The following is a 22027-nucleotide window of genomic DNA, read 5'->3' as shown; positions in this document are numbered from 1 at the left end:
CTCAGCTTTCTAGGCCGGCCTGGAAGGCCTGATCAAACGATGATATTTCCGGTCAGGCATAAATCAGATTAGGCCATTGCCATGGTTCGACCATATTTGCCGCTGAACTCGCTGCGCGCCTTCGAGGCGGCGGCGCGGCACCTTTCCTTCACCCGGGCGGCGATCGAACTCTGCGTTACGCAGGCGGCCGTCAGCCATCAGGTGAAGCTTCTGGAACAGCGCCTCGGGGTGAGCCTGTTCCGCCGCCTACCACGCGGGCTGATGATCACGGAGGAAGGGCTTGCGCTGCTGCCTGCCCTGCAGGATTCCTTCGACCGCATGGCCGATATGCTGGAGCGTTTCGAGGGCGGCCATGTGCGCGAGGTGCTGAAGCTCGGCGCCGTCGGCACGCTCGCCGTCGGCTGGCTGTTGCCGCGACTTGCCGATTTCCGCGAGCAATATCCATTCATCGATCTCAGGCTTTCGACCAACAACAATCGCGTCGATATTGCCGCCGAAGGGCTCGACTATACGATCAAGTTCGGCAATGGCGCCTGGCACGATATCGAGGCGGAGGCACTGTTCGAGGCGCCACTTTCGATGCTCTGCATTCCCGCAATCGCGCGCCAGCTTTCCTCCCCTGAAGATGTCGCCCATCAGACATTGCTGCGCTCCTATCGCGCCGACGAATGGCCAAGCTGGTTCGAGACGGCGGGTGTCACACCGCCGCCGATCCGGGGCATGGTCTTCGATTCCTCCGTGCTGATGATCGAGGCGGCGCTGCAGGGTGCGGGTGTGGCGCTGGCGCCGCCCTTGATGTTTTCCCGCCAGCTTGCGGCGGGCGAGCTGGAGCAGCCCTTCCCGATCTGGATTTCCAAGGGCAGCTATTGGCTGATGCGGCTCAAATCCCGCTCCGTCACGCCTGCCATGGAGATGTTTCGCAAGTGGATCGGCAAGGCGGCAGAGGAGACGCGCGAACGGCTCGAAAACTGATGAGAGCGGGTTGCTTTCCACCCTCTCCTGTGCGATCACGCGCCTCTCAAAACATCTTCGAGGGCGCAGCAAAGCGCCCTTTCGCGTTTCGGGGCTGCCGCCCCGGCTCATGGATTTTCGACATATTTGATAGGGAGCACGGCCATGGCACGGGCGCTCGGGCTTGACTTCGGCACGACCAATACTGTTCTGGCGCTGGCAGATGGCGGCGCAGACACGCATTCCATATCGCTTACCAGCAGCGCCGGCACGGCCGACAGCATGCGCACCGCGCTCTCCTTCATGAAGGATCCGCAACTCGGTGCCTCGGCGCTGAAGGTCGAGGCCGGGCACGCGGCGATCCAGCAGTTCATCGACAATCCCGGCGACTGTCGTTTCCTGCAGTCGATCAAGACCTTTGCAGCGAGCGCCCTCTTCCAGGGCACGATCATCTTCGGCAAGCGGCAGAGCTTCGAAGACCTGATGGAAATCTTCATCCGGCGCCTTCGCCATTACGCAGGCGAGAACTGGCCTGAGGATACTGGCCGCATCATCGCCGGCCGCCCGGTGCATTTTGCCGGCGCCAGTCCGGACCCGGTGCTGGCCGTGCAGCGCTACAACGAGGCGCTGACGCGCTTCGGCTTTCCGGAAATTCACTATGTCTACGAGCCTGTTGCAGCCGCCTTCTACTTCGCGCAAAACCTGAAGTCCGATGCGACCGTGCTCGTCGCCGACTTTGGCGGCGGTACGACGGACTATTCGCTGATCCGTTTCGAGACCAGGGCCGGCAAACTGACGGCAACGCCGATCGGCCATTCCGGTGTCGGCGTCGCCGGCGATCATTTCGACGCGCGCATGATCGACAACATCGTCGCGCCGCTGATCGGCAAGGGCAGCCATTTCAAGAGCTTCGACAAGATCCTTGAGGTGCCGTCAAACTACTATGCGAGCTTCAGCCGCTGGAACCAGCTGTCGATCTTCAAGACATCGAGGGAATTCGAGGATCTGAAGAAGCTGGTGCGTACGGCCCTGGAACCTGAGAAGCTGGAAACCTTTGTCGATCTCATCGATCATGACGAAGGCTATCCGCTCTATCAGGCGGTCTCGGCAACGAAGATGGCGCTTTCCTCCGCGGAGGAAGCACCCTTCGATTTCGCCCCGCTCGGGCGCGGCGGTCATCGCACGATCAAACGCCGCGATTTCGAAAGCTGGATCGTCGACGACCTCGCCCGCATCGAAGGGGCGCTCGACGAGGTGCTGGAAAAGACCAATACAGATGTATCCGGCATCGACAAAGTGTTCCTGACCGGCGGCACATCCTTCGTGCCGGCCGTGCGGCGCATCTTCACCGAGCGCTTCGACCAGGACAAGATCGAGACCGGCGGCGAACTGCTGTCGATCGCGCACGGTCTCGCACTGATCGGCGAACGCGACGATATCAACCAGTGGACTGTGCAATAGCAGCCGAAAGGGCGCCGGCAAACCTGCCCGCCCTTTCATTGCCGTTTTCGCTCCGCTAAAGTCTGTCCATGATCTCCGCCAACGACCTGAGTCCGGCCGAACTTTCAGCACTTCTGCATTTTCATGCTGAGGCGGGTGTGGACTGGCTGCTGGAGGAAGAGCCGGTCGATCGTTTCGCCGAGTTCGAGGCGATGAAGGCTGCGCGCCGTTCGGCGGCACCGGCCGCGCAACCGCAGCAGGATAGACAGGCACCACCTGAGAGGCAGGCGTCCTCCCGCCCTGCCCCACCCGCGCCGCAGCAGCACGCGGCCGTGTCGGCTCCTGCCTCGCGGCCACAACCGGCAATTCCCGACGGTGAGGCGGTGCAGCAGGCGCGGTTCGCAGCCGAGAGCGCCCGCTCGCTTGCAGAACTCAAGACGGCGCTCGAAGCCTTCAATGGCTGCAATCTGAAAAACAGCGCCCGCTCAACCATTTTCGCAAGCGGCGATCCGGCAAGCGGCATCATGGTGATCGGCCCGGCGCCTGGCGCCGATGACGAGCGCGAGGGAGCGGCCTTTGCCGGCAGGCAGGGCCAGTTGCTGGACCGGATGCTGGCCTCCATCGGCCTCGAGCGATCAGCCATTCTCCTGACGCAGATCATTCCCTGGCGTCCGCCAGGCAGCCGCATGCCCTCGGCGGCCGAGACGGAGATCTGCCGTCCCTTCATCGAGCGGCAGATCGCGCTTGCCGAACCGCGCGCCATTTTGCTGCTCGGCAACTATACGGCACGATTCTTCTTCGGCGAAACTGATACGATCCACGGGCTTCGCGGCCGGTGGAAGGAGATCGCTGTCGCAGATCAGGTCATTCCGGCCATTGCCAGCCTGCATCCGCAGGACCTGTTAACCGCGCCGGTAAACAAGCGGCTGGCCTGGAGCGATCTACTGGCCTTCAAGGCTAGACTTAAAGAGCTGTCTCTGCTTACAAATTAGCCAAGTTTGAAAATATTATGAATATGTCCATGCAATATACGCATGGCTGCATCCTGCAAGGGTGCATTGAAGAATCAATGCTGCACTGCAATATAGAAGGCGTGTCTTGGGAGGAATGAACAGGAACCAAGGCCATGAGCAAGCGTTTTCGTCCTATACATTGCGGGTTTGAAACCCTGCGCCAAGCAAGCGATCAGGTTCGCACCACACAGGGCTACAGCCGTTTTGGCTTTGCCACAAACGAACAGATGATCGCCCGCGGTACCGGCATCAACGGCCGTACTTCACGTCCGGTGATGATCTTCGCGGATTTCCAGGAATATTGAAAATTCCGGAATGATGATCCGGCAGGCGGTTCGCCTGCCTTTCGCATTTCAAGAAGTAACGACCGATGTCAACAATTCTGATTTCATTGCTGCGCCACCTCGACTCCTTCGAGCATATCCGTGCTGCCGTCTGCGCCGCGCACGAGTATCGCCGCGAGCTGTGCGACGCGCCGTCCGAGGTCAAGAGCCCGGCTTCCGCCATCGCGCTCTGATCAGGCGCCTGCGCTCTCGAATCTTTCCTTGGCGGATTCGAAGGCTTCGTCCACATAGGCGAACTTGATCGCCTGCCAGCCGACATATTCCTTCAGGAAATCGCGCGACAGCCACAGTTGCGACTTCTTCGGCTCGTCGTACCAGCCGACACAGCCGCGCTGCGCGCCCTTGGCGAGTAGCCGCTGGAGATGTGTGCGCGACATCATGAAATCACCGGCAAGCGCGCGGGTTTCCACCTTGCCGATCGCCAGCCTTGCCGGATCGGATCCTTCGAGATCGAGCCGGGACATGAAGTGATCGATGACCATACCGCCCGCTTCCGTCCAGAGGAACAGCGCCACCTGTTCAGGCGGTTCGCGCCAGTTGATATCCTCGAGGCAGTTATAGGCAACACGCGGCTGGATCTGGCGGAAAAGCGTGGGATTTTCCTGCAGAAACGCCGCCCGGCTTCCACCATCGATGAGATCAAGCGCGCCGAGGTTGGAGTACAACCAGCCGAACATTGCCTGGTGGCTGACTTCGGCCGGCTCGAAATGGCGAGGACGGCGGCGTTCGTCACCGGGCGTATGAGTGATGAAGCGATAGGTGAAGAGCTCTTCGATGAAGGCAAGCACCGTGTTGCGGCTGGCGATCTTGTGCGCCGTGATCTTGCCGGTCAGCCGGACGGCGGTGAAACCCGAGGTCACGTCCCGCGGATCATATTCCAGATGCAGCGCATAGGCCGTCTGCGTCAGCAGCCAGCGTTGATGCGAGGCCAGCAGGCGCGCCAGCCGCGGCCCCGCATCAAACATGCCGCGCATCTGCCCGGCCAGGAAGCGAATGCTCACTACAAAAGAAGGATCCCGCGCCAGTTGTTCCGCCGTGAACGCCATGATGCTTTTCCTCAACCCTCGCTCGCAAGCCAGCGTTCGGAGCAGCGATACCGAAACTCCCCCGGCATCTATGGCCTATCGATTATGCACGGCTTTGAATAAATGAAAGTAATTCACTTTCATAACCATATTTTTGCGAAAAGCGATATCCCAAGATTTCACCATCCCATTCTCTTTTGAGGGGCGGATGGCATAATTTTTCAATCAGAGCGATACAAAATTCTACTTGTGATACGGCTTCAGCCGCTCAGGATTGCGGCGCACCGGCTTTTCGCGCTTCGCGGCGCTCAAGGCCAAGCTGGTGCTCGCGGTAGATGATGAAGATGCCGGCGGCAATGACGATCACCGTGCCAAAAAGCATCGTACTGCTCGGAACGTCGCCGAAGACATAGTAAGCGACGATGCCGCCAAGCAGGATCGAGCTGTATTCGAAGGGAGCGACGGTGGAAACATCCGCGTGCCGGTAGCTCTCTGTCAGCAGGATCTGCGCCACACCGCCGCAGAAACCGGCAGCGATGAGGAAAAGAGCCGAGGACCAGTCGAGCAGAAGCCAGCCGAAGGGGACGGTCGCAAGCGAGAAGACCGAAGCAGTGACCGAGAAGTAGAGCACGATCGTCGCCGTCTTCTCTTCCTCTACGAGCCGGCGGACCTGGATCATCGCCATGCCGCCGAGCACGGCCGACAGCAGCACGCAGAGTGCGCCGACCGCCTGTTCAGCCGCCATGCCGCCCTCCCGGAACAGCGTGAGCTTCGGCCAGGAGATGATGGCGACACCGATGATGCCGAAGCAGACGGCGCTCCAGCGATAGACGCGCACCGTTTCTCCTAAGAAAACCGCCGCGAAAATGACGGCGACGAGCGGCGTGGCATAACCGAGCGCGATCGCCTCCGGCAGCGGCAGATGCAGAAGCCCGTAGAAGCCGAGCCCCATCGAGATGATGCCGAGCGTGCCGCGCTTCAGATGGCCGATCGGATTGGCCGTATAGAAGGCAGAGCGCAGCTGACGCCGGTAGCCGAGATAGGCCATGATCGGAAACAGCGCGAAGAAGGAGCGGCAGAAAGTCACCTGCCCCGGCGGAATATCCGACCCAGCCAGCTTGATGAATGTCTGCATGGCCAGGAAGACCACGACCGACGAGACTTTCAGCGCAATGCCTCTCATCGGGTTTCTGAGAACCGATTCCATAATCCAGGCTCTTATGCGGGCATGCCGAGCGGGGGAGACGCGTTCGACTCGAACGCAGCGGATGATTTCTTCATCGTAACCGAAGAAATGCACCGGTGGGAAAAAATCTGCGCGCAGTAGAGCGCCGCGCATCCATTCGGACGCACAAAGGACGCTCTAACTCTTGGAATCTACGTATCAGGCTTTCCGAAAATCGATTCCTGTTTTCGGGCCAATTCTGTGGGCGGCAAGTATTTACCCGCTTTTTGCCTGCCGCTTTTCTGTGCAATTCCGTTTTCTGATGAAAAAACTTCGCGTTTTACGCTTATTCGCCCGAAAATGTTCGCATCCGCACCCGCTGCGTTAACCGGTTGCAAACCATGCCGCCGCATCGTTCTCACCTAATTAATCATACAAAAGAATCGCATTCCTTCCGCAGCCCGTCGCCTCAGATTATTTTCAGGATCTTTTTGATGAAGCCGCTCAGCGCAGAGATCGTTTCCCAGTCGCAGAACGCAACGCCCCGCTCGATGCGTGTCGTCACCGATGGCATCAGCACGGATCTGGAGCGCTTCAGCGCCGACAACACCAGCATCGTCAAGCAGATCAAGCTGCTTGCCATCAACGCGCTGATCGAGGCGGCCCGCGCCGGCGAAACCGGCAAGGGCTTTGCCGTCGTCGCCAATGAAGTGCAGCGGCTGGCGCAGATCGCCACGGAGATCACCAACAAGTTCGAGAGCAATGTGCTCGGGCGCATCGGTCTCAGCCGTGCGATGGCGGATTCACTCGTCACCGAAATGGAAGGCGTGCGGTTGACCGATCTCGCGCAGACGCTGGTTCAGCTCATCGTGCGCAACCTCTTCGAACGCACCGCCGACGTGCGCTGGTGGGCGACGGATCCGGCGCTCTGGCAGGCGCTGCAGGAGCCGGACAAGGATCGTGTCGCCTTCGCAGCCGAACGGCTCGGCGTCATCAACCGCTTTTATACTGTTTATCTCGACCTCGTCATGACCGATCTCTCCGGCCGGGTGATCGCATCGGCCAACCCGACCTTCCAGCGCAAGATATCAGGTTCATCGCTTGCCGGAGACCCCTGGTTCAGGGCCGCGGCGAGCTGCGCTTCCGGCGACGACTATATCGTCGATGAAGTAAAACCGAGCCTTCTCCACGACCAGCGGCATGCGCTCGTCTATGCGACCGGCATCCGCGAAGGCGGCAAACTCGACGGCAAGCTCCTGGGCACGCTCGGCGTCTATTTCGACTGGCAGAATCAGGGGCAGGCGATCGTCGAGAAGGAAGCGAACCTGCCGCCTCAGCTTGCGGAAAAGACCACCGTTTTGCTGCTCGACGGCGCAAGCCGTGTGATCGCCAGCACCAATCCGGCCATGCTCTTCACTCATTTCGCGCTCGCCAACCAGACCGGCCAGCCTAAGGGCAGTTATTACGACAATAACGGCTCCATCGTCGCCTTCGCGCGCACGCTTGGCTACGAGGATTATGACGGGCTCGGCTGGTATGGCGTTGTCATACAGCAGACGGAAAGCGACGCCGAGATCAAGACTGCACTCAATCTCAAATAGCAGTCTTCTCCTTTCAGCTGCACATGCACGACAATTTGACCATAATAATTTGGCTGTGAACTTCGTGTTCGCAGCCGATTTGCTTTAACTTTAGTTCAGACTTTAATGTAATTATGGCGGCCAAATTTCAGCAGAGTGCGCCCGCCTCTATATTCGGCCATTGTCTAATAAAGGTCTTCACGGAACATGCGAACAGATACCGGTCAGGTCATCAATCTGGCAGACTACCGCCCAACCGATTTCGTGCTGGAACGCGTCGACCTGACTTTCGAACTGGATCCGACAGAAACAAAGGTGGAAGCGCGGCTGATCTTCCATCGCCGCGAAGGCGCCGATCTTTCCGCTCCCCTCATCCTCGATGGCGACGAGCTCAATCTTTCCAGCCTTCTCTTCGACCAGAACGAACTGGCGCCGGAACGCTATACGGTAACGCCCGAAAGTCTGACCATCCGCGACCTGCCGGAAACGGTGCCTTTCGAAGTGACCGTCACCACGATCATCAATCCGGAAGCCAATACGCAGCTGATGGGCCTTTACCGCACCAGCGGCATCTATTGCACGCAGTGCGAGGCCGAAGGCTTCCGCCGCATCACCTATTTCCCCGACAGGCCGGATGTACTGGCGCCCTATACGGTCAATATCATCGCCGACAAGGATGCCAACCCGCTGCTCTTGTCGAATGGTAATTTCCTCGGCGGCGCCGGTTATGGTCCCGGCAAGCATTTCGCCGCCTGGTTCGACCCGCATCCGAAGCCGAGCTATCTCTTCGCACTGGTCGCCGGCGATCTTGGCGTCGTCGAAGACACGTTCACCACGATGTCCGGCCGTGAGGTCGTGCTGAAGATCTATGTCGAGCATGGCAAGGAGCCGCGCGCGGCCTATGCCATGGATGCGCTGAAGCGTTCGATGAAATGGGACGAGGAAGTGTTCGGGCGCGAATACGATCTCGACATCTTCATGATCGTGGCCGTGTCCGACTTCAACATGGGGGCCATGGAGAACAAAGGCCTCAACATCTTCAACGATAAATACGTGCTCGCCGATCCCGAGACGGCGACCGATGCCGACTACGCCAATATCGAGGCGATCATCGCGCATGAGTATTTTCACAACTGGACCGGCAACCGCATCACCTGCCGCGACTGGTTCCAGCTCTGCCTCAAGGAAGGCCTGACGGTCTATCGCGACCACGAATTTTCATCCGACCAGCGCTCGCGCCCAGTCAAACGCATTGCCGAAGTGCGCCACCTGAAGTCCGAGCAGTTCCCGGAAGACGGCGGTCCGCTTGCCCATCCGGTGCGCCCGACCAAGTATCGCGAAATCAACAATTTCTATACGACGACGGTCTATGAGAAGGGCAGCGAAGTCACGCGCATGATCGCGACCCTGCTCGGCCGCGAGACCTTCAAGAAGGGTATGGACCTTTATTTCGACCGCCATGACGGCCAGGCCGTGACGATCGAGGATTTCGTCAAATGTTTCGAGGATGCGAGCGGCCGCGACCTTTCGCAATTCTCGCTCTGGTACCATCAGGCCGGCACGCCGCTCGTCACCGCATCCGGCACCTATGATGCAGGCGCCAAGACGTTCAGCCTGTCACTGGAACAGATGATCCCCGCGACACCCGGCCAGCCGACCAAGGAGCCGATGCATATTCCGCTGAGCCTCGCGCTCTTTGCAGAGGACGGTTCCAAAATCGAGCCTGTTACCGTCGACGGCGCCGAATATGCCGGCGAGGTGCTGCATCTCACGGCGCGGACACAGACAGCCGTCTTCCACGGTATCGGCTCGCGCCCGGTGGTTTCGATCAACCGCAGCTTCTCTGCGCCGATCAATCTGCATTTCGATCAGAGCCCGGCCGATCTGGCGCTGCTCGCCCGCTATGAGACGGATCATTTCGCCCGCTGGCAGGCGCTGACGGATCTGGCGCTGCCGAACCTCCTGAAAGCCGCCGGCGATGCTCGCGAGGGTGCGCCGATCGTCTGCGAACAGACCTTCGTCGATACGCTGATTGCAGCGGCTGCCGATGAAAGCCTCGAGCCTGCCTTCCGCGCCCAGGCGCTGGCCTTGCCGAGCGAATCCGACATCGCCCGCGAGCTCGGCAGCAACATAGATCCCGATGCCGTCCATGCCGGCCGCCAGGCGATCATGAAGCAGATCGCCGAAGCCGGCAAAGCCACCTTCGCGGCCCTCTACGACGCGATGACCACACCGGGCGAATTCAACCCGGATGCCAAAAGCGCCGGCCGCCGCGCGCTGCGCAACACCGCCCTTACCTATCTCTCCTATGCCGAGGGCAGCCCGGCTCGCGCCAAGGCCGCCTTCGACGGCGCCAACAACATGACCGATCTCAGCCATGCGCTGACGATCCTCGCCCATCGCTTCCCCGACAGCGCAGAGGCCAAGGCGGCGCTCGAAACCTTCCGCAGCCGTTTCTCGGAAAATGCGCTCGTCGTCGACAAGTGGTTTGCGATCCAGGCCGGCATTCCCGGACCGGGCGCAGTCGATCGCGTCAAGGCACTGATGGAAAACCCGCTCTTCAAGCGCACGAACCCGAACCGCATGCGCTCGCTGGTTGGCACGTTCGCCTTCGGCAATCCGACCGGCTTCGGCCGCGCCGACGGCGAAGGCTATCGTTTCCTCGCCAGCCAGATCCTCGACATCGACCAGCGCAACCCGCAGCTTGCTGCGCGCCTGCTGACCTCGATGCGTTCCTGGCGCTCGCTGGAATCGGCCCGCGCCGATCATGCACGCTCGGCACTGATCGAGATCGAACGGGCGGCCAACCTTTCGACCGATGTCCGCGACATCGTCGAGCGCACGCTCAAGGGGTGATTTTCCGCAAATGATTTGCCGCCTAGCTGTCTTCCACCCATGGGGCAGCTAGGCCCGCCATCGGCGAATCCCTCCGAAAAACCAGCAATCCCAAATGGTTAATAAATTTTTACCGCCGGCTCTGGACAAGGCGAATCACGCATGATTCTCTAGGTGTAGTTCGAGCGAGCGGCGCGCGAATCACACGAGGGATTAGGTTCAGAGATGATGGACGTGCGGCGGGCAACCGCGGCCGAAGGACGGCTGCGTGTCGATTTTGGCGGGCTCAAAGCCTGGCGCGACAGCCTGTCCGGACAGACCGCAAAAGCTCCTGAGCCATTGCTGCGCCACCTGCCAAAGGCAGAGCTTCTCCTGAAGCGGACGATCCCTGTTCTCATTGTTGCCTTTCTTGCTGTCGTTGCGGCCTCGCATTTCTTCGGCATGGTCAGCGAATATAGCCGCATGGAAGCCTCCGCACGGCATGCAACGGCGCTTTCGGCTGCAACGGCGGCCGCCGTCTTTGCCGATGCGACCGATCTCTTCGACGGCGGCAGTACCGCAGAGGCGCAGGCGCGCCTTGCAAAATTCCTGCCGCAGGACCGGCTGGAGAACGGCGCCTTCGTGCTGCTGGTGCAGGCAAGCGGCAAGGTGTTTGCGGCAACGACGGCCGGTGCCTCGTATATCGGTGCGGATGTCTCGGCCCTCTTCCCGGAGATCTCCGCGATCCGCCGCTTCGGCGACCGCACTGATGTCATCGAAACCAGCATCGGCGGCGAGCTGCATTATGCCGAGATCTCCCTGATGGGCACGGCGGGCGGCTATATCGTTTCCGCCACGTCGCTCAACGAGATAAACCGTCTCTGGCGCGAGGAACTGACGCTCAACGTCACACTGTTTGCCGGCATCTCGTCCATCCTGCTCGTCATCCTCTACGCCTATTACATGCAGGTGAAGCGGGCGCGCGATGCCGACGACATCTTCCTGGAATCCAATCTCAGGGTCGAGACGGCGCTATCGCGCGGCCGCTGCGGTCTCTGGGATTTCGATTTCCACAATCGCGAATTTTTCTGGTCACGCTCCATGTACGACATGCTCGGGCTTGCCGGCTCCGACAAGACGATGGGCTTTGCCGATGCGGCACGGCTCATGCATCCGGAGGATAACGGCCTGCACGAGATCGCCCGCGCCGTCGCCAAAGGCGATTCCGGCCAGGTCGACCAGATCTTCCGCATGCGCCACGCGAGCGGCCACTATGTCTGGATGCGCGCTCGCGCTCAGGTGATCCGCGGCCATTCCGGCCGCGTGCACATGATCGGCATCGCCATGGACGTGACCGAACAGCATCGGCTTGCTCAGCGCTACGCCGAAGCAGACCAGCGTCTGGCCGATGCTATCGAGTGTACCTCGGAAGCCTTCGTGCTGTGGGACAAGAACGACCGGCTCGTCATGTGCAACGCGCATTTTCAGCAGGCCTACGGACTTCCGGACAGCGTCCTGGTGCCCGGCACGGAACGTACGGTCGTCCATGCCGCTGCGGCGCGCCCCGTCATCGAACGGCGCATTGCCGATGCAGACGGCTCCGGCTATTCGCGCACGACGGAAGTGCAGCTTGCCGACGAACGCTGGCTGCAGATCAACGAGCGTCGCACCCGTGACGGCGGCCGCGTATCGGTTGGCACCGACATCACGCCCTTGAAGCGTCACCAGGAGCGCCTGCGCGACTCCGAGCGCCGGCTGATGGCGACGATCAACGATCTCTCCGCCTCCCGCCAGACGCTGGAACTGCAGAAGGCCGAGCTTTCGACCGCCAACTCCAACTATCTGGTGGAGAAGGAACGCGCGGAGGCGGCCAACAAGGCGAAGTCGGAATTCCTCGCCAACATGTCTCATGAGCTGCGCACGCCGCTCAACGCCATCCTCGGCTTCTCGGAAATCCTGCAGAACCAGATGTTCGGCCCGCTCGGCTCGGCCAAGTACAATGAATATGCCCGCGACATCCATGACAGCGGCAAGCATCTCCTCAACGTCATCAACGATATTCTCGACATGTCGAAGATCGAGGCCGGTCACATGCTGCTGTCGCGCGAGCGCACCGACCTTGCGCCGCTGATCGAGGAAAGCCTGCGCTTCACCGCCATTCCGGCCGCTGAAAAGAACATCGTCATCGAGCAGCGCATCTCCTCGGGCATGACGCTGATGGCCGATCGTCGCGCCATGAAGCAGGTGCTGCTGAACCTGCTCTCCAATGCTGTGAAGTTCACCAACGAGGGCGGGCGCATTGCGGTTCGCACCCGCCGCGTCGCCGATGGCGTCATGGTCACCATCGCCGATACCGGCATCGGCATCCCGCGCGCAGCGCTTATCAAGATCGGCCAGCCCTTCGAGCAGGTGCAGAGCCAGTATGCCAAGAGCAAGGGCGGCTCCGGCCTCGGCCTCGCCATCTCCCGTTCGCTGACAAGCCTGCACGGCGGCAGCATGAAAATACGCTCGCGCGAGTCGGTCGGAACGGTCATCTCGCTGCGTATTCCCGATCACGCCTGAGGCAATCCGGTCCTACGCCTTCACCACCGTCTGAAGGACCTTACGGACCGCCTTGGAAAGCCGCTTTACTTCGCCCTCCAAAGTCTTGATGTCAGGGCAGTCTCCGGCCCGGCAGACGAGCTCGGTCAGGCCCGCGGGTGCTTCCTTCGGATCGAAGAGGCTGTCGATGCAGAGCCGGATCAGTTGCGAAAGCTCTGTGTAGAGTGCGAAAGCTTCGAGGCAGGTATCGAGATCGGCGGAGGTCATCAACTTGTCGCCGAGCGTCTTCAAAGCGGCACCGGTGGTAAGGCCGTTGATCTTGGTCTCGACACCCTTTACCGGCGCGATCAGGGCCAGATATTGGGCGATGAATTCGATATCGATCACGCCGCCCGGAATGAGCTTCAGATCCCAGCCATTTTCCGGCGCCTTTTCCTTTTCGATCAGCTCGCGCATCTCGGCGACGTCGTGGGCGACCTTGGCGATATCGCGTTTTGTTGAGAGCACGTCAGCAATGATGCCTTCCGCCTCGCCGACCAGGCTTTGGTCGCCGCAGATCAGTCGGGCGCGCGACAGCGCCATGTGCTCCCAGGTCCAGGCCTCTTCGCGCTGGTATTTGCCGAAGGAATTGATACGGGTCGCGACCGGTCCCTTGTTGCCCGAGGGCCGGAGCCGCATGTCGACTTCATAGAGCACGCCTTCGGCCGTCGGGGCGGAGAAGGCGGCAATCAGGCGCTGGGTGATGCGGGTAAAATAACGCGTCGCGTCAAGCGGCTTTGCACCATCGGATTCGGCGGCGGCATCGTCGTAGTCGTAGAGCAGGATGAGGTCGATATCGGAGCCTGCCGTCAGTTCGAAGCTGCCGAGCTTGCCCATGCCGGCAATCGCAATCCGTCCGCCGGGATAATTTCCGTGTGCAACGCGGATCTCGTTCATGACCGCGTCGAGGGCGGCTTCAATGATGAGATCGGCGAGATGGGTGAAGGCGCGCGCGGCCATGTCGCCATTGATTGCGCCTGTCAGCAGGCGGATCCCGATCAGGAAGCGCTGTTCTGACGCGAAGATGCGCAGCCGGTCCAGCACTTCCTCATAGTGTCGGGCCTGCACCAGCGAGGCCTTCAGCCGCTCGCCGAGATAGTCGCGCGTCGGCAGCTCGGCCATCAGGCCGGGGTCGAGCATGCCGTCGAAGACATGCGGGCGGGCGGCGATGACTTCTGCGAGCTTCGGTGCCGAGGACATGATGTTGACGATGAGGGAGAGCAGCGCCGGGTTGCTGCCAAGCAGCGAGAAGAGCTGGATGCCCGACGGCAGGCCGGAAATAAAGCTGTCGAAGCGCAGCAGCGCCTCGTCCGCCCGCTTGCTTTCGCCGAAGACGCGCAGAAGCCCGGGCGTCAGCTCCGTCAGCCGCTCGCGCGCCTCGACCGATTGCGTGGCACGGTAGCGGCCGTAATGCCAGGTGCGGATGATGCGGGAAATATCCGAAGGGCGTTCGAAGCCGAGTTTCTTCAGCGTCTCCAGCGTATCGGGATCGTCGCCCTGGCCGGTAAAGACGAGATTGCCTGTCCCAACGGAGAGTTTGGTTTCCTGTTCGAAGAGGTCGGCATAACGCCGCTCGACCGCCTTGAGCACCTCCACCAGCCGCTCGGAAAAACTCGGCGTATCGGTAAAGCCCATCAGGAAGGCGATACGCTTCAATTCCGCGTCCGTCTCCGGCAGAAGATGAGTCTGCTCGTCGCGCACCATCTGGATGCGGTGCTCGACATCGCGCAGGAACCAGTAGGCTTCGGTCAGCTCGTCTCGGGTTTCCGCGTCGATCCATTTTGCCCTGGTGAGTTCGGCCAGCGTCTCCTCGGTGACGCGGGAGCGCAGAGCCGGCATGCGCCCGCCGGCGATCAGTTGCTGGGTCTGCACGAAGAATTCGATCTCGCGGATGCCGCCGCGGCCGAGCTTGACGTTGTGGCCTTTTACGGCGATTGCGCCGTGGCCCTTATGGGCATGGATCTGCCGCTTGATGGAATGGATGTCGGCAATCGCCGCATAATCGAGATATTTGCGGAAAACGAAGGGAGCGAGGCCGCGCAGGAACTGCTCGCCTGCCGCGATATCGCCGGCAACCGCACGGGCCTTGATGAAGGCGGCCCGTTCCCAGTTCTGCCCCCTGCCCTCGTAATAGATCATGGCGGCATCGACGGGGATTGCGAGCGGCGTGGAGCCGGGGTCCGGCCGCAGCCTGAGATCGGTGCGGAAGACATAGCCATCCGCCGTGCGCTCCTGCAGGATGCGCACCAGCCTCCGCATCATGCGTGGGAAAATCTCGATCGCATCATCGGGGTCGGGCACGATGCCGGCCTCTTCATCGAAGAAGATGACGAGGTCGATATCGGAGGAATAGTTGAGTTCGGAGGCGCCGAGCTTGCCCATACCGAGAACGATTACGCCGGAGCCTTCGCTGGGAGCGGCGATATTTTTCAGTTTCAGCTTGCCGCTTTCATGCGTCGACAGCAGCAGGTGATCGATGGCCGCCTCGACCGAGGCCTCGGCAAGTTCGCTGAGCCAGCCGGTTGTTGCGCGACCGTCGAAGATACGGGCGAGATCGGCAAGGGCTACGAGGAAGGCCACCCTGCGCTTGACGATGCGCAGCCTGCTCATCACCTGGCTTTCGCCGGGCACGCTTCCTTCACTGTCCGGTTTCCAGCAATCGCGCGCTTCTGCAATCAACGCTTCGATCTGCGGCTCCAGCGGGTCGCTGATAGCGGAAGCAAGGATTGCCGGATCGAGATTGGCGATTTCGCGCAGGTAGGGAGAGAGCGTCAGGACGGCGGCGATAAAGTCGCGCAGCGACCCCTCGGCTTTCAGCATCTCAGCCACGACAGGCTCGCTCTTGCCGATATCCTGCAGGTCGGCAAGCGCCGACTTCAGTTCCGCCTGGCTCAGCGGCCGCAGGAGTCCTTCAGCGACATCCTTCAGGCCGTGGTTCGATTTCGTCAGCATTTGCTCTCCCTGCCATGCAGCAATGCGACTTTAAACTAGGGTGTCGAAACGAAAGCGCCAATATGAAAATGATCAAGAAAATCAGGCTGCCTTAGCGGGGAAAACCATACTGACGGTGAGGCCGGGGCGTTCGGTATTGCCGGGCTCGGTGTCGGACAGTTCCAGCGTGCCACCATGCAGCTCCATGATCGCTTCGACCAGCGAGAGGCCAAGGCCGGTGCCCGGCTTCGAGCGGCTTTCATCCAGGCGCACGAAGCGCTTCACTACGTCCTCGCGCCTGTCGAGCGGCACGCCCGGGCCGTGATCGGCGACGGAAAGGCAGATGCCGTCAGGGCGGCGGCTGAGCTTCACCGAGACGGCGCCTGGCCCTTCGGTATCAGCGGAATATTTAATCGCATTGTCGAGCAGATTGAAGATCGCCTGGCCGATCAGTTCGCGATTGCCCTGGATCTCGATGCTGGGCTCGATCTCCGAGGTCAGGGCCATGCCCGCCTCATCGGCAACAGGCTCATAGAGTTCGGCGCTGTCGGCGACGATGGCGGAGAGCTCGATCGGCGACATTTCGGCGGCGACGGAACCGGCTTCCACGCGGGAGATCATCAGCAGCGCATTGAAGGTGCGGATCAGCTGGTCGGATTCTGAGATGATGCCTTCCAGCGCGCCGCGGCGCACCTCGCCGTCCTCAATGTCGAGCGCATCGGCGGCCTTGTTGCGCAGGCGCGTGAGCGGCGTCTTCAGGTCATGGGCGATATTGTCCGAGACCTGCCGCAAACCTTCGTTCAGCTTTTCGATGCGTTCCAGCATGTTGTTCAGCGAGACGGAAAGTCGGTCGAATTCGTCGCCCGAGCCGGCGACCGGCAGGCGCTGCGAGAGATCGCCGGCCATGATCTTCTTGCCGGCGTCCGACATGCGGTCGATGCGTTTCAACGCGTTGCGGCCGATGCCGAACCAGATGATGATGGCGCCGAGGCCCATGATGGCGAGCGCGATCATCAGCGCCTGGCGCACCAGCACGCGGAAGCGTTCCGGCTCGCCGAGGTCGCGACCGATCAGCACGCGCAGGCCATTGTCGAGAACGAAGATGTTGGCAATCGCCGTATGCCGCACCACGCCGCTATCGGTATAGCGCTGATACATGAAGGGCACCGAGGTCCAGCCCTGCTCCTCGAAAACACCCGGCTGCACGGAGGCGACGTTGCCGGCAAGGATATCACCCGAGGGGCCTGCAATGAGGTAGAGATTGGCGCCCGGCTGACGGGCGCGGCGCTCCATCGTGCGCAGAAGCAGGTTCATGCCGCCGGCATCATAGGCGCGCTGGACCTGCGTCACTTCCTGGGCGACCGCATCGCGGATCTGGCCGGTCAGCAGCCGCTCGGACATCGCCGTCACATAGAAGACGAGCGTTGCAGCGCAGATGGCGAAAAGCAGGATATAAAGTGCCGAAAGGCGGACTGCGGTGGACTTGAAGAGAACCCGGAAACGGCTCATCCCTCATCCTTGATCATGTACCCCGCACCTCGGATCGTCTTCAGCAGCGGCTGGCTGAAGTCTTTCTCGATCTTGGAGCGCAGGCGCGAGACATGCACGTCGATGACATTGGTCTGCGGATCGAAGTGGTAATCCCAGACATTCTCCAGCAGCATGGTGCGGGTCACGACCTGACCGGCATTCTTCATCAAATATTCCAGCAGGCGGAATTCGCGCGGCTGCAGCGGGATTTCCTTGCCGCCACGGCGGACCTCATGGGAAAGGCGGTCAAGCTCGAGATCGCCGACGCGATAGACGACATCCTGATCCGGCGTGCCCTTGCGGCGGCCGAGCACTTCGACGCGGGCAAGCAGCTCACTGAAAGCGTAGGGCTTCGGCAGATAATCGTCGCCGCCGGCGCGGAGACCCGTCACGCGGTCGTCGACCTGGCCGAGGGCCGAAAGAATGAGAACGGGCGTGTGGATGCCCTTGCGGCGCAGCTCGCTGATAACGGAGAGACCATCGCGGCGCGGCAGCATGCGGTCGATGACGATGACGTCGTAAGTATTCTCCGACCCCATGAAAAGACCGCTTTCGCCATCGCTTGCATGGTCGGCAACGATCCCCGCCTCACGAAAGGCTTTCGTGAGATAGACCGCCGCTTCGAGATCGTCTTCGATAATGAGAATCTTCATGCGGCCGACATTACCCGCCGGTTGCTTTTCGGCAAGGCTCAAAGCGTCTTCCTGTTGGGGGGAGGTCATTGCGGGCGTCCTTCATAATTGAAGAATTTGGCAGCTGTGAAGAATTGGTCAGACTTGAGGCGTTGGAGCCGCGCGGCATTTGCGCCTGCACGGCTCCGGCATTCTGAGGCCAGAAGATCAGCCCTGGCCGTTGATCGGAAGGGCGACGAAGCGGCTGCCGTCCTTCGACTGGATCTGGAACAGCGCGCGGGTGCGGCCGTCCTTCTTGGCCTGGTTGATGACGCGGACGACATCGTCGGCGCTGGAGACATCCTGGTTGTTGACCGAGGTGATCGTCTCGCCTTCCTTGATGCCCTTGTCGGCAGCATCCGAATTCGGATCGATGCCGGTGATGGCGAGGCCCTTGCCGTCATCCGACGGGCCGACCGTCAGGCCGAGATCAGCAAGCGCCTTCTCGGAAGCCGGCGGCTGGACCTGGTCCGGCTGGCCGTTGTCGTCACCAGCGGAAGCCTGCTGGTCGGCCGGCAGCGTGCCGAGCTCGACAGTCACGGACTGGGCCTTGCCGGAACGCCATACCGAAAGCTCGACCTTGCTGCCCGGCGTCATCGCGCCGATACGGCGGCTGAGATCGCGGGCATCCTTGACAGGCTCACCATTGACGGCAGTGACGACGTCGCCAGTCTTCATGCCGGCCTTCTGGCCCGGCGTGCCTTCCTGAGCGGAGACGACGAGAGCGCCATTGGCTTCGGAGAGACCGAGGGAGTCGGCGATATCCTTGGTGACCGGCTGGATCTGAACGCCGAGGTAGCCACGCGAAACGGTACCGTCCTTCATCAGGTCGGCAACGACATCCTTGGCGGTGGAGGCGGGAATCGCGAAGGCGATACCGACACTGCCGCCCGACGGCGAGAAGATCGCGGTATTGATGCCGACGACCTGACCGTTGAGGTTGAAGGTCGGGCCACCAGAGTTGCCGCGGTTCACGGCTGCGTCGACCTGGAGGTAATCGTCATAGGGGCCGGAGCCGATATCACGGCCGCGGGCCGAAACGATGCCGGCGGTGACCGTGCCGCCAAGGCCGAAGGGGTTGCCGACGGCGACGACCCAGTCACCGACGCGGACCTTGTTGTCATCGGCCCAATTGACATAGGTGAACTTGCGGCCCTTGCCATCCACCTTCAGCACGGCGAGGTCGGTGCGCGGGTCCTTGCCGATCAGCTTGGCATCAAGCTCGGTGCCGTCGTTCATGACAGCAACGAATGCGGAGCCGTCGGAAACGACGTGGTTGTTGGTGACGATGTAGCCATCTTCAGTGATGAAGAAGCCCGAGCCCTGAGCGACCGGACGCAGACGACCCGGGCCGCCCGGCTGGCCGAAGCGGCGCTGCTGGTTCTGACCCTGGTGGCCCTGGCCCTGTTCGCCGAACTGACGGAAGAACGGCTTCAGAGCGTCAGGCAGATCGTCAAAGCCGCGACCGTTGAAATCGAAGGAGAAACCGTCGCCATCATCAGAGGCCGGCTTGACGCGGCTTTCGACGCGAACGGAAACGACGGCCGGGGAAACGGCGTCAACGACATTTGCAAAGCTCGGAACCGAGGGGGACTGGACATTGACAGCCTCGGCATAGGAACGGGAGATCTCGACAGGGATACCGGTTGCAAGAACGGCGGCTGCCAGACCTGCAACGGTGGATGCCTGAAGCACCGTTTTGAGGGACGGACATCCGCGGAAATTTTTCAGCATAAGAATACCTTCTTTTCTTGTTCAGACCTTCGTTCCGGCGGTGCCGGATCAGTTATGACCGAGATATAGGACGCCGCACCTTACTACGAACTGTCCAGCCCATGAAAAATTCGTAATGTACCAATATTCTTTTGGTTGCATGCCGAAGGGCGAGATTAATTCACCAAACCGCATTTAACCGATCGGTTGACAATCGAGGTCGTGCCCTGTATTTAACCATTGAGTTACGTACGAGGCCCATCATGCAAACCGACACTTTGAGCGCCGCTTTCGCAGCCCTCGCAGACCCCACACGCCGGGCGATCATCGCGCGGCTGGCCGAAGGCGAAGCTTCGGTCAACGAACTCGCCGCCCCCTTCGAGATGAGCCTTCCGGCGGTCTCGAAACATCTGAAGGTGCTGGAAAAGGCGGGGCTCATCAGCCGGGGCAAGGAAGCCCAATGGCGACCGGCCAGGCTAGAACCGATGGCGATGAAGAGCATTGCCGACTGGCTGGAGCAATACCGGCGGTTCTGGGAATCGAGCTTCGACCGGTTGGATGGCTACCTACAGAAGATCCAGAGAGCGGACGACAGCGGCCCACGCAACTGAATGTCGACCCCGCATTTTTCAATCACGATAGGGGAATATCATGGCCGATCAGCTATCGCGCCCCACATTGCATATGCAACGGATATTCAATGCACCGCGTGCCCTCCTGTGGGCCGCCTGGACCCGGCCGGAAATGGTCGTTGCCTGGCTCGGCCCTGTCGAATGGCCGGCGGTCAGCGTCGTGCAGGATCTGCGCGTCGGCGGCGCCTATCGGGCCTGCCTGAAGAACGCGGAGGACGGTCGTCTGCTCTGGCAAAACGGCGTCTACCGGGAGATCGAGGAGCCCTCGCGTCTCTCCTTCACCTTCCAATGGGAGGGATCGCATGAGGATGGCGAACCGGTCGTGACACTCGTGACCGTCGTCTTCGAGGAACTGGACGATGGCCGCACGCGGATGGATTTCACCCATGCGGACCTGAGGTCCGAGGAGAGCCTTACCGGACACAGACATGGCTGGGAGAGCACCTTCGGCAGGCTGGAAAGCTGGATTGCAACTCAAGGAAATCAGAGGGAGTGAGGACCATGAAACTCGTAACGAATCTCGTCTTCAAAGGCGAATGCCGGCAGGCCTTCGAATTCTACGCCAAAGTGCTCGGCGGCAAGCTGACAGGCATGCACACTTTCGGGGAAGCGCCCGGCGACATGCCGATCGATCCGTCCTTCAAGGACAAGATCATGCATGCCTGGCTCGATGTCGGCGACCAGTCCCTGATGGGCTGTGACGCCCCTCCCGGATATCAGGAGGACATGGGCGGCTTCAGCGCCACCTATCACAGTCAGGATGCGGCGGAAACGAAGCGTGTCTTCGAGGCGCTGTCAGAAGGCGGCAAAGTGACCATGCCCTTCAACGCGACTTTCTGGTCGCCGGGCTTCGGCATGTTCACCGATCGCTTCGGTACACCCTGGATGGTCAATACGATTCCGGCGGATCAGCGATGAACGATAAGGCCATGATCTGGACCGGTCGCGTGCTGACCGGGCTTTTCGCGCTCTTCATGCTCGGCGCATCGATCGCCCCCAAGCTTCTTGGCCTGCCGATTGCCGAGGAAACCATGACCCAGCTCGGATGGCCAAACGGCTATGTGCTGATGATCGGCCTGATCGAGCTGACCTGCCTCGTGCTCTACCTCATCCCGCAGACGAGCGTTTTCGGTGCGGTGCTGATGATGGGGCTGCTCGGGGGTGCCATGGCCACGCAGATCCGGGCCGGAAGCCCGCTCTTCAGCCATATCCTGTTCAGCATCTATCTCGGGCTGTTCATGTGGGGCGGCTTGTGGCTGCGCGATCCTGCCGTCAGGGCGCTCTTTCCCTATCGAAAGGCGTGAGGATCAACCAATCCGCCGTGGTTTGTCCCGGCGGAATGGTTTCCTATTTTTCCAGTAGCTCAGCGAGCTTCGCCTGCTCGTCATCCGTGAGTTTGCTGCCGGTGGGTTTGCCTACCCGCTTGCGGGCGAAGACGATGAGCGAGGCCCCGCCGGCGAGGATCAGCAGCACGGGTGCGCCCCAGAGCAGCAGCGTCCTGGCGCTGAAGCGCGGTTTGAGCAGCACGAATTCCCCGTAGCGTGAGACGATGTAGCTCAGCACCTGCTCGTCGCTGTCGCCATCGGTGATGCGCTCGCGCACCAGCAGGCGCAGGTCCTTGGCGAGATCCGCATTGGA

General features: G+C 61.1%; 19 protein-coding genes. 12 read left to right on the top strand and 7 right to left on the bottom strand.

The genetic code is table 11. The features are described from left to right. Positions 1–81 precede the first annotated feature (81 nt). From J2X71_RS14410 to J2X71_RS14390, 5 genes are all read left to right on the top strand, one after another. Entirely contained in the window at positions 82–972 is an 891-nt protein-coding gene (locus J2X71_RS14410; RefSeq protein ID WP_310382763.1) for a LysR family transcriptional regulator, read from the top strand. A 144-nt stretch (positions 973–1116) separates the two neighbouring features. Next, on the top strand, positions 1117–2412 hold the full coding sequence (locus tag J2X71_RS14405; RefSeq protein ID WP_310382762.1) for an Hsp70 family protein: 1296 nt from the start codon (positions 1117–1119) through the stop codon (positions 2410–2412). 68 nt (positions 2413–2480) lie between these two features. Beyond that, positions 2481–3383 carry a uracil-DNA glycosylase family protein gene (locus tag J2X71_RS14400; RefSeq protein ID WP_310382761.1) on the top strand — a complete coding sequence of 301 codons (903 nt, stop codon included), beginning with the start codon at positions 2481–2483 and terminating at the stop codon, positions 3381–3383. 134 nt (positions 3384–3517) lie between these two features. Beyond that, a complete protein-coding gene (locus J2X71_RS14395; RefSeq protein ID WP_113324116.1) occupies positions 3518–3709 on the top strand; it encodes a hypothetical protein in 192 nt (63 codons plus the stop codon). Between the two features lie 65 nt (positions 3710–3774). Beyond that, positions 3775–3921: a hypothetical protein gene (locus tag J2X71_RS14390; protein ID WP_310382760.1), complete on the top strand. Its 147-nt coding sequence runs from the start codon at positions 3775–3777 to the stop codon at positions 3919–3921. Here the strand turns inward: J2X71_RS14390 and J2X71_RS14385 are convergent, their stop codons facing one another. Both J2X71_RS14385 and J2X71_RS14380 read right to left on the bottom strand, forming a co-directional pair. After that, the gene (locus J2X71_RS14385) at positions 3922–4794 is read right to left on the bottom strand and encodes a hypothetical protein (RefSeq protein WP_310382759.1); all 873 of its coding nucleotides are present in this window, start codon (positions 4792–4794) and stop codon (positions 3922–3924) included. Positions 4795–5041: 247 nt separating this feature from the next. Beyond that, positions 5042–5980, bottom strand: a complete 939-nt coding sequence (locus J2X71_RS14380) for a DMT family transporter (RefSeq protein WP_310382758.1) — start codon at positions 5978–5980, stop codon at positions 5042–5044. A 452-nt stretch (positions 5981–6432) separates the two neighbouring features. Between J2X71_RS14380 and J2X71_RS14375 the strand changes: the two genes are divergently transcribed. From J2X71_RS14375 to J2X71_RS14365, 3 genes are all read left to right on the top strand, one after another. Continuing rightward, the gene (locus tag J2X71_RS14375; protein WP_310382757.1) at positions 6433–7539 is read left to right on the top strand and encodes a methyl-accepting chemotaxis protein; all 1107 of its coding nucleotides are present in this window, start codon (positions 6433–6435) and stop codon (positions 7537–7539) included. 186 nt (positions 7540–7725) lie between these two features. After that, entirely contained in the window at positions 7726–10374 is a 2649-nt protein-coding gene (gene pepN, locus J2X71_RS14370) for an aminopeptidase N (protein ID WP_310382756.1), read from the top strand. A 204-nt stretch (positions 10375–10578) separates the two neighbouring features. After that, complete coding sequence (locus tag J2X71_RS14365; RefSeq protein WP_310382755.1) at positions 10579–12894, top strand: ATP-binding protein; 2316 nt, start codon at positions 10579–10581, stop codon at positions 12892–12894. A gap of 12 nt (positions 12895–12906) precedes the next feature. On the opposite strand, the gene J2X71_RS14360 is transcribed toward J2X71_RS14365, so the two are convergent. The 4 genes from J2X71_RS14360 to J2X71_RS14345 form a co-directional block, all read right to left on the bottom strand. Further along, positions 12907–15864 carry a bifunctional [glutamine synthetase] adenylyltransferase/[glutamine synthetase]-adenylyl-L-tyrosine phosphorylase gene (locus J2X71_RS14360; RefSeq protein WP_310382754.1) on the bottom strand — a complete coding sequence of 986 codons (2958 nt, stop codon included), beginning with the start codon at positions 15862–15864 and terminating at the stop codon, positions 12907–12909. 81 nt (positions 15865–15945) lie between these two features. Then, positions 15946–17352, bottom strand: coding sequence for a HAMP domain-containing sensor histidine kinase (locus J2X71_RS14355; RefSeq protein ID WP_113324124.1), 1407 nt, complete (start codon positions 17350–17352; stop codon positions 15946–15948). Beyond that, positions 17349–18095 carry a response regulator transcription factor gene (locus tag J2X71_RS14350; RefSeq protein ID WP_029616368.1) on the bottom strand — a complete coding sequence of 249 codons (747 nt, stop codon included), beginning with the start codon at positions 18093–18095 and terminating at the stop codon, positions 17349–17351. The genes J2X71_RS14355 and J2X71_RS14350 overlap by 4 nt, the downstream gene beginning before the upstream one ends. A 117-nt stretch (positions 18096–18212) precedes the next feature. Further along, positions 18213–19778 carry a Do family serine endopeptidase gene (locus tag J2X71_RS14345; protein WP_310382752.1) on the bottom strand — a complete coding sequence of 522 codons (1566 nt, stop codon included), beginning with the start codon at positions 19776–19778 and terminating at the stop codon, positions 18213–18215. Positions 19779–20020: 242 nt separating this feature from the next. On the opposite strand from J2X71_RS14345, the gene J2X71_RS14340 reads away from it, so the two are divergent. The 4 genes from J2X71_RS14340 to J2X71_RS14325 are packed head-to-tail and all read left to right on the top strand — an operon-like array spanning position 20021 to position 21693. Continuing rightward, positions 20021–20368 carry a metalloregulator ArsR/SmtB family transcription factor gene (locus tag J2X71_RS14340; protein WP_310382751.1) on the top strand — a complete coding sequence of 116 codons (348 nt, stop codon included), beginning with the start codon at positions 20021–20023 and terminating at the stop codon, positions 20366–20368. A 40-nt stretch (positions 20369–20408) separates the two neighbouring features. Continuing rightward, positions 20409–20885 (top strand): SRPBCC domain-containing protein, encoded by a 477-nt coding sequence (locus tag J2X71_RS14335; protein ID WP_310382749.1) that lies wholly within the window; start codon positions 20409–20411, stop codon positions 20883–20885. 5 nt (positions 20886–20890) lie between these two features. Further along, positions 20891–21307 carry a VOC family protein gene (locus tag J2X71_RS14330; protein WP_310382747.1) on the top strand — a complete coding sequence of 139 codons (417 nt, stop codon included), beginning with the start codon at positions 20891–20893 and terminating at the stop codon, positions 21305–21307. Next, positions 21304–21693, top strand: a complete 390-nt coding sequence (locus J2X71_RS14325) for a DoxX family protein (protein WP_310382745.1) — start codon at positions 21304–21306, stop codon at positions 21691–21693. Before J2X71_RS14330 ends, J2X71_RS14325 begins: the two co-directional genes overlap by 4 nt. 43 nt (positions 21694–21736) lie before the next feature. Here J2X71_RS14325 and J2X71_RS14320 read toward each other — a convergent pair. Further along, positions 21737–22027, bottom strand: a 291-nt coding sequence (locus tag J2X71_RS14320; protein WP_310382744.1) for a cytochrome c-type biogenesis protein, incomplete at its 5' end; no start/stop codon positions are given.

The sequence above is a fragment of the Rhizobium sp. 1399 genome (genome assembly GCF_031455475.1).
Classification (GTDB): Bacteria; Pseudomonadota; Alphaproteobacteria; order Rhizobiales; family Rhizobiaceae; genus Rhizobium.
Note: the sequence above shows the minus strand (reverse complement) of the source record. Positions and strands in the feature narration are given on the sequence as shown.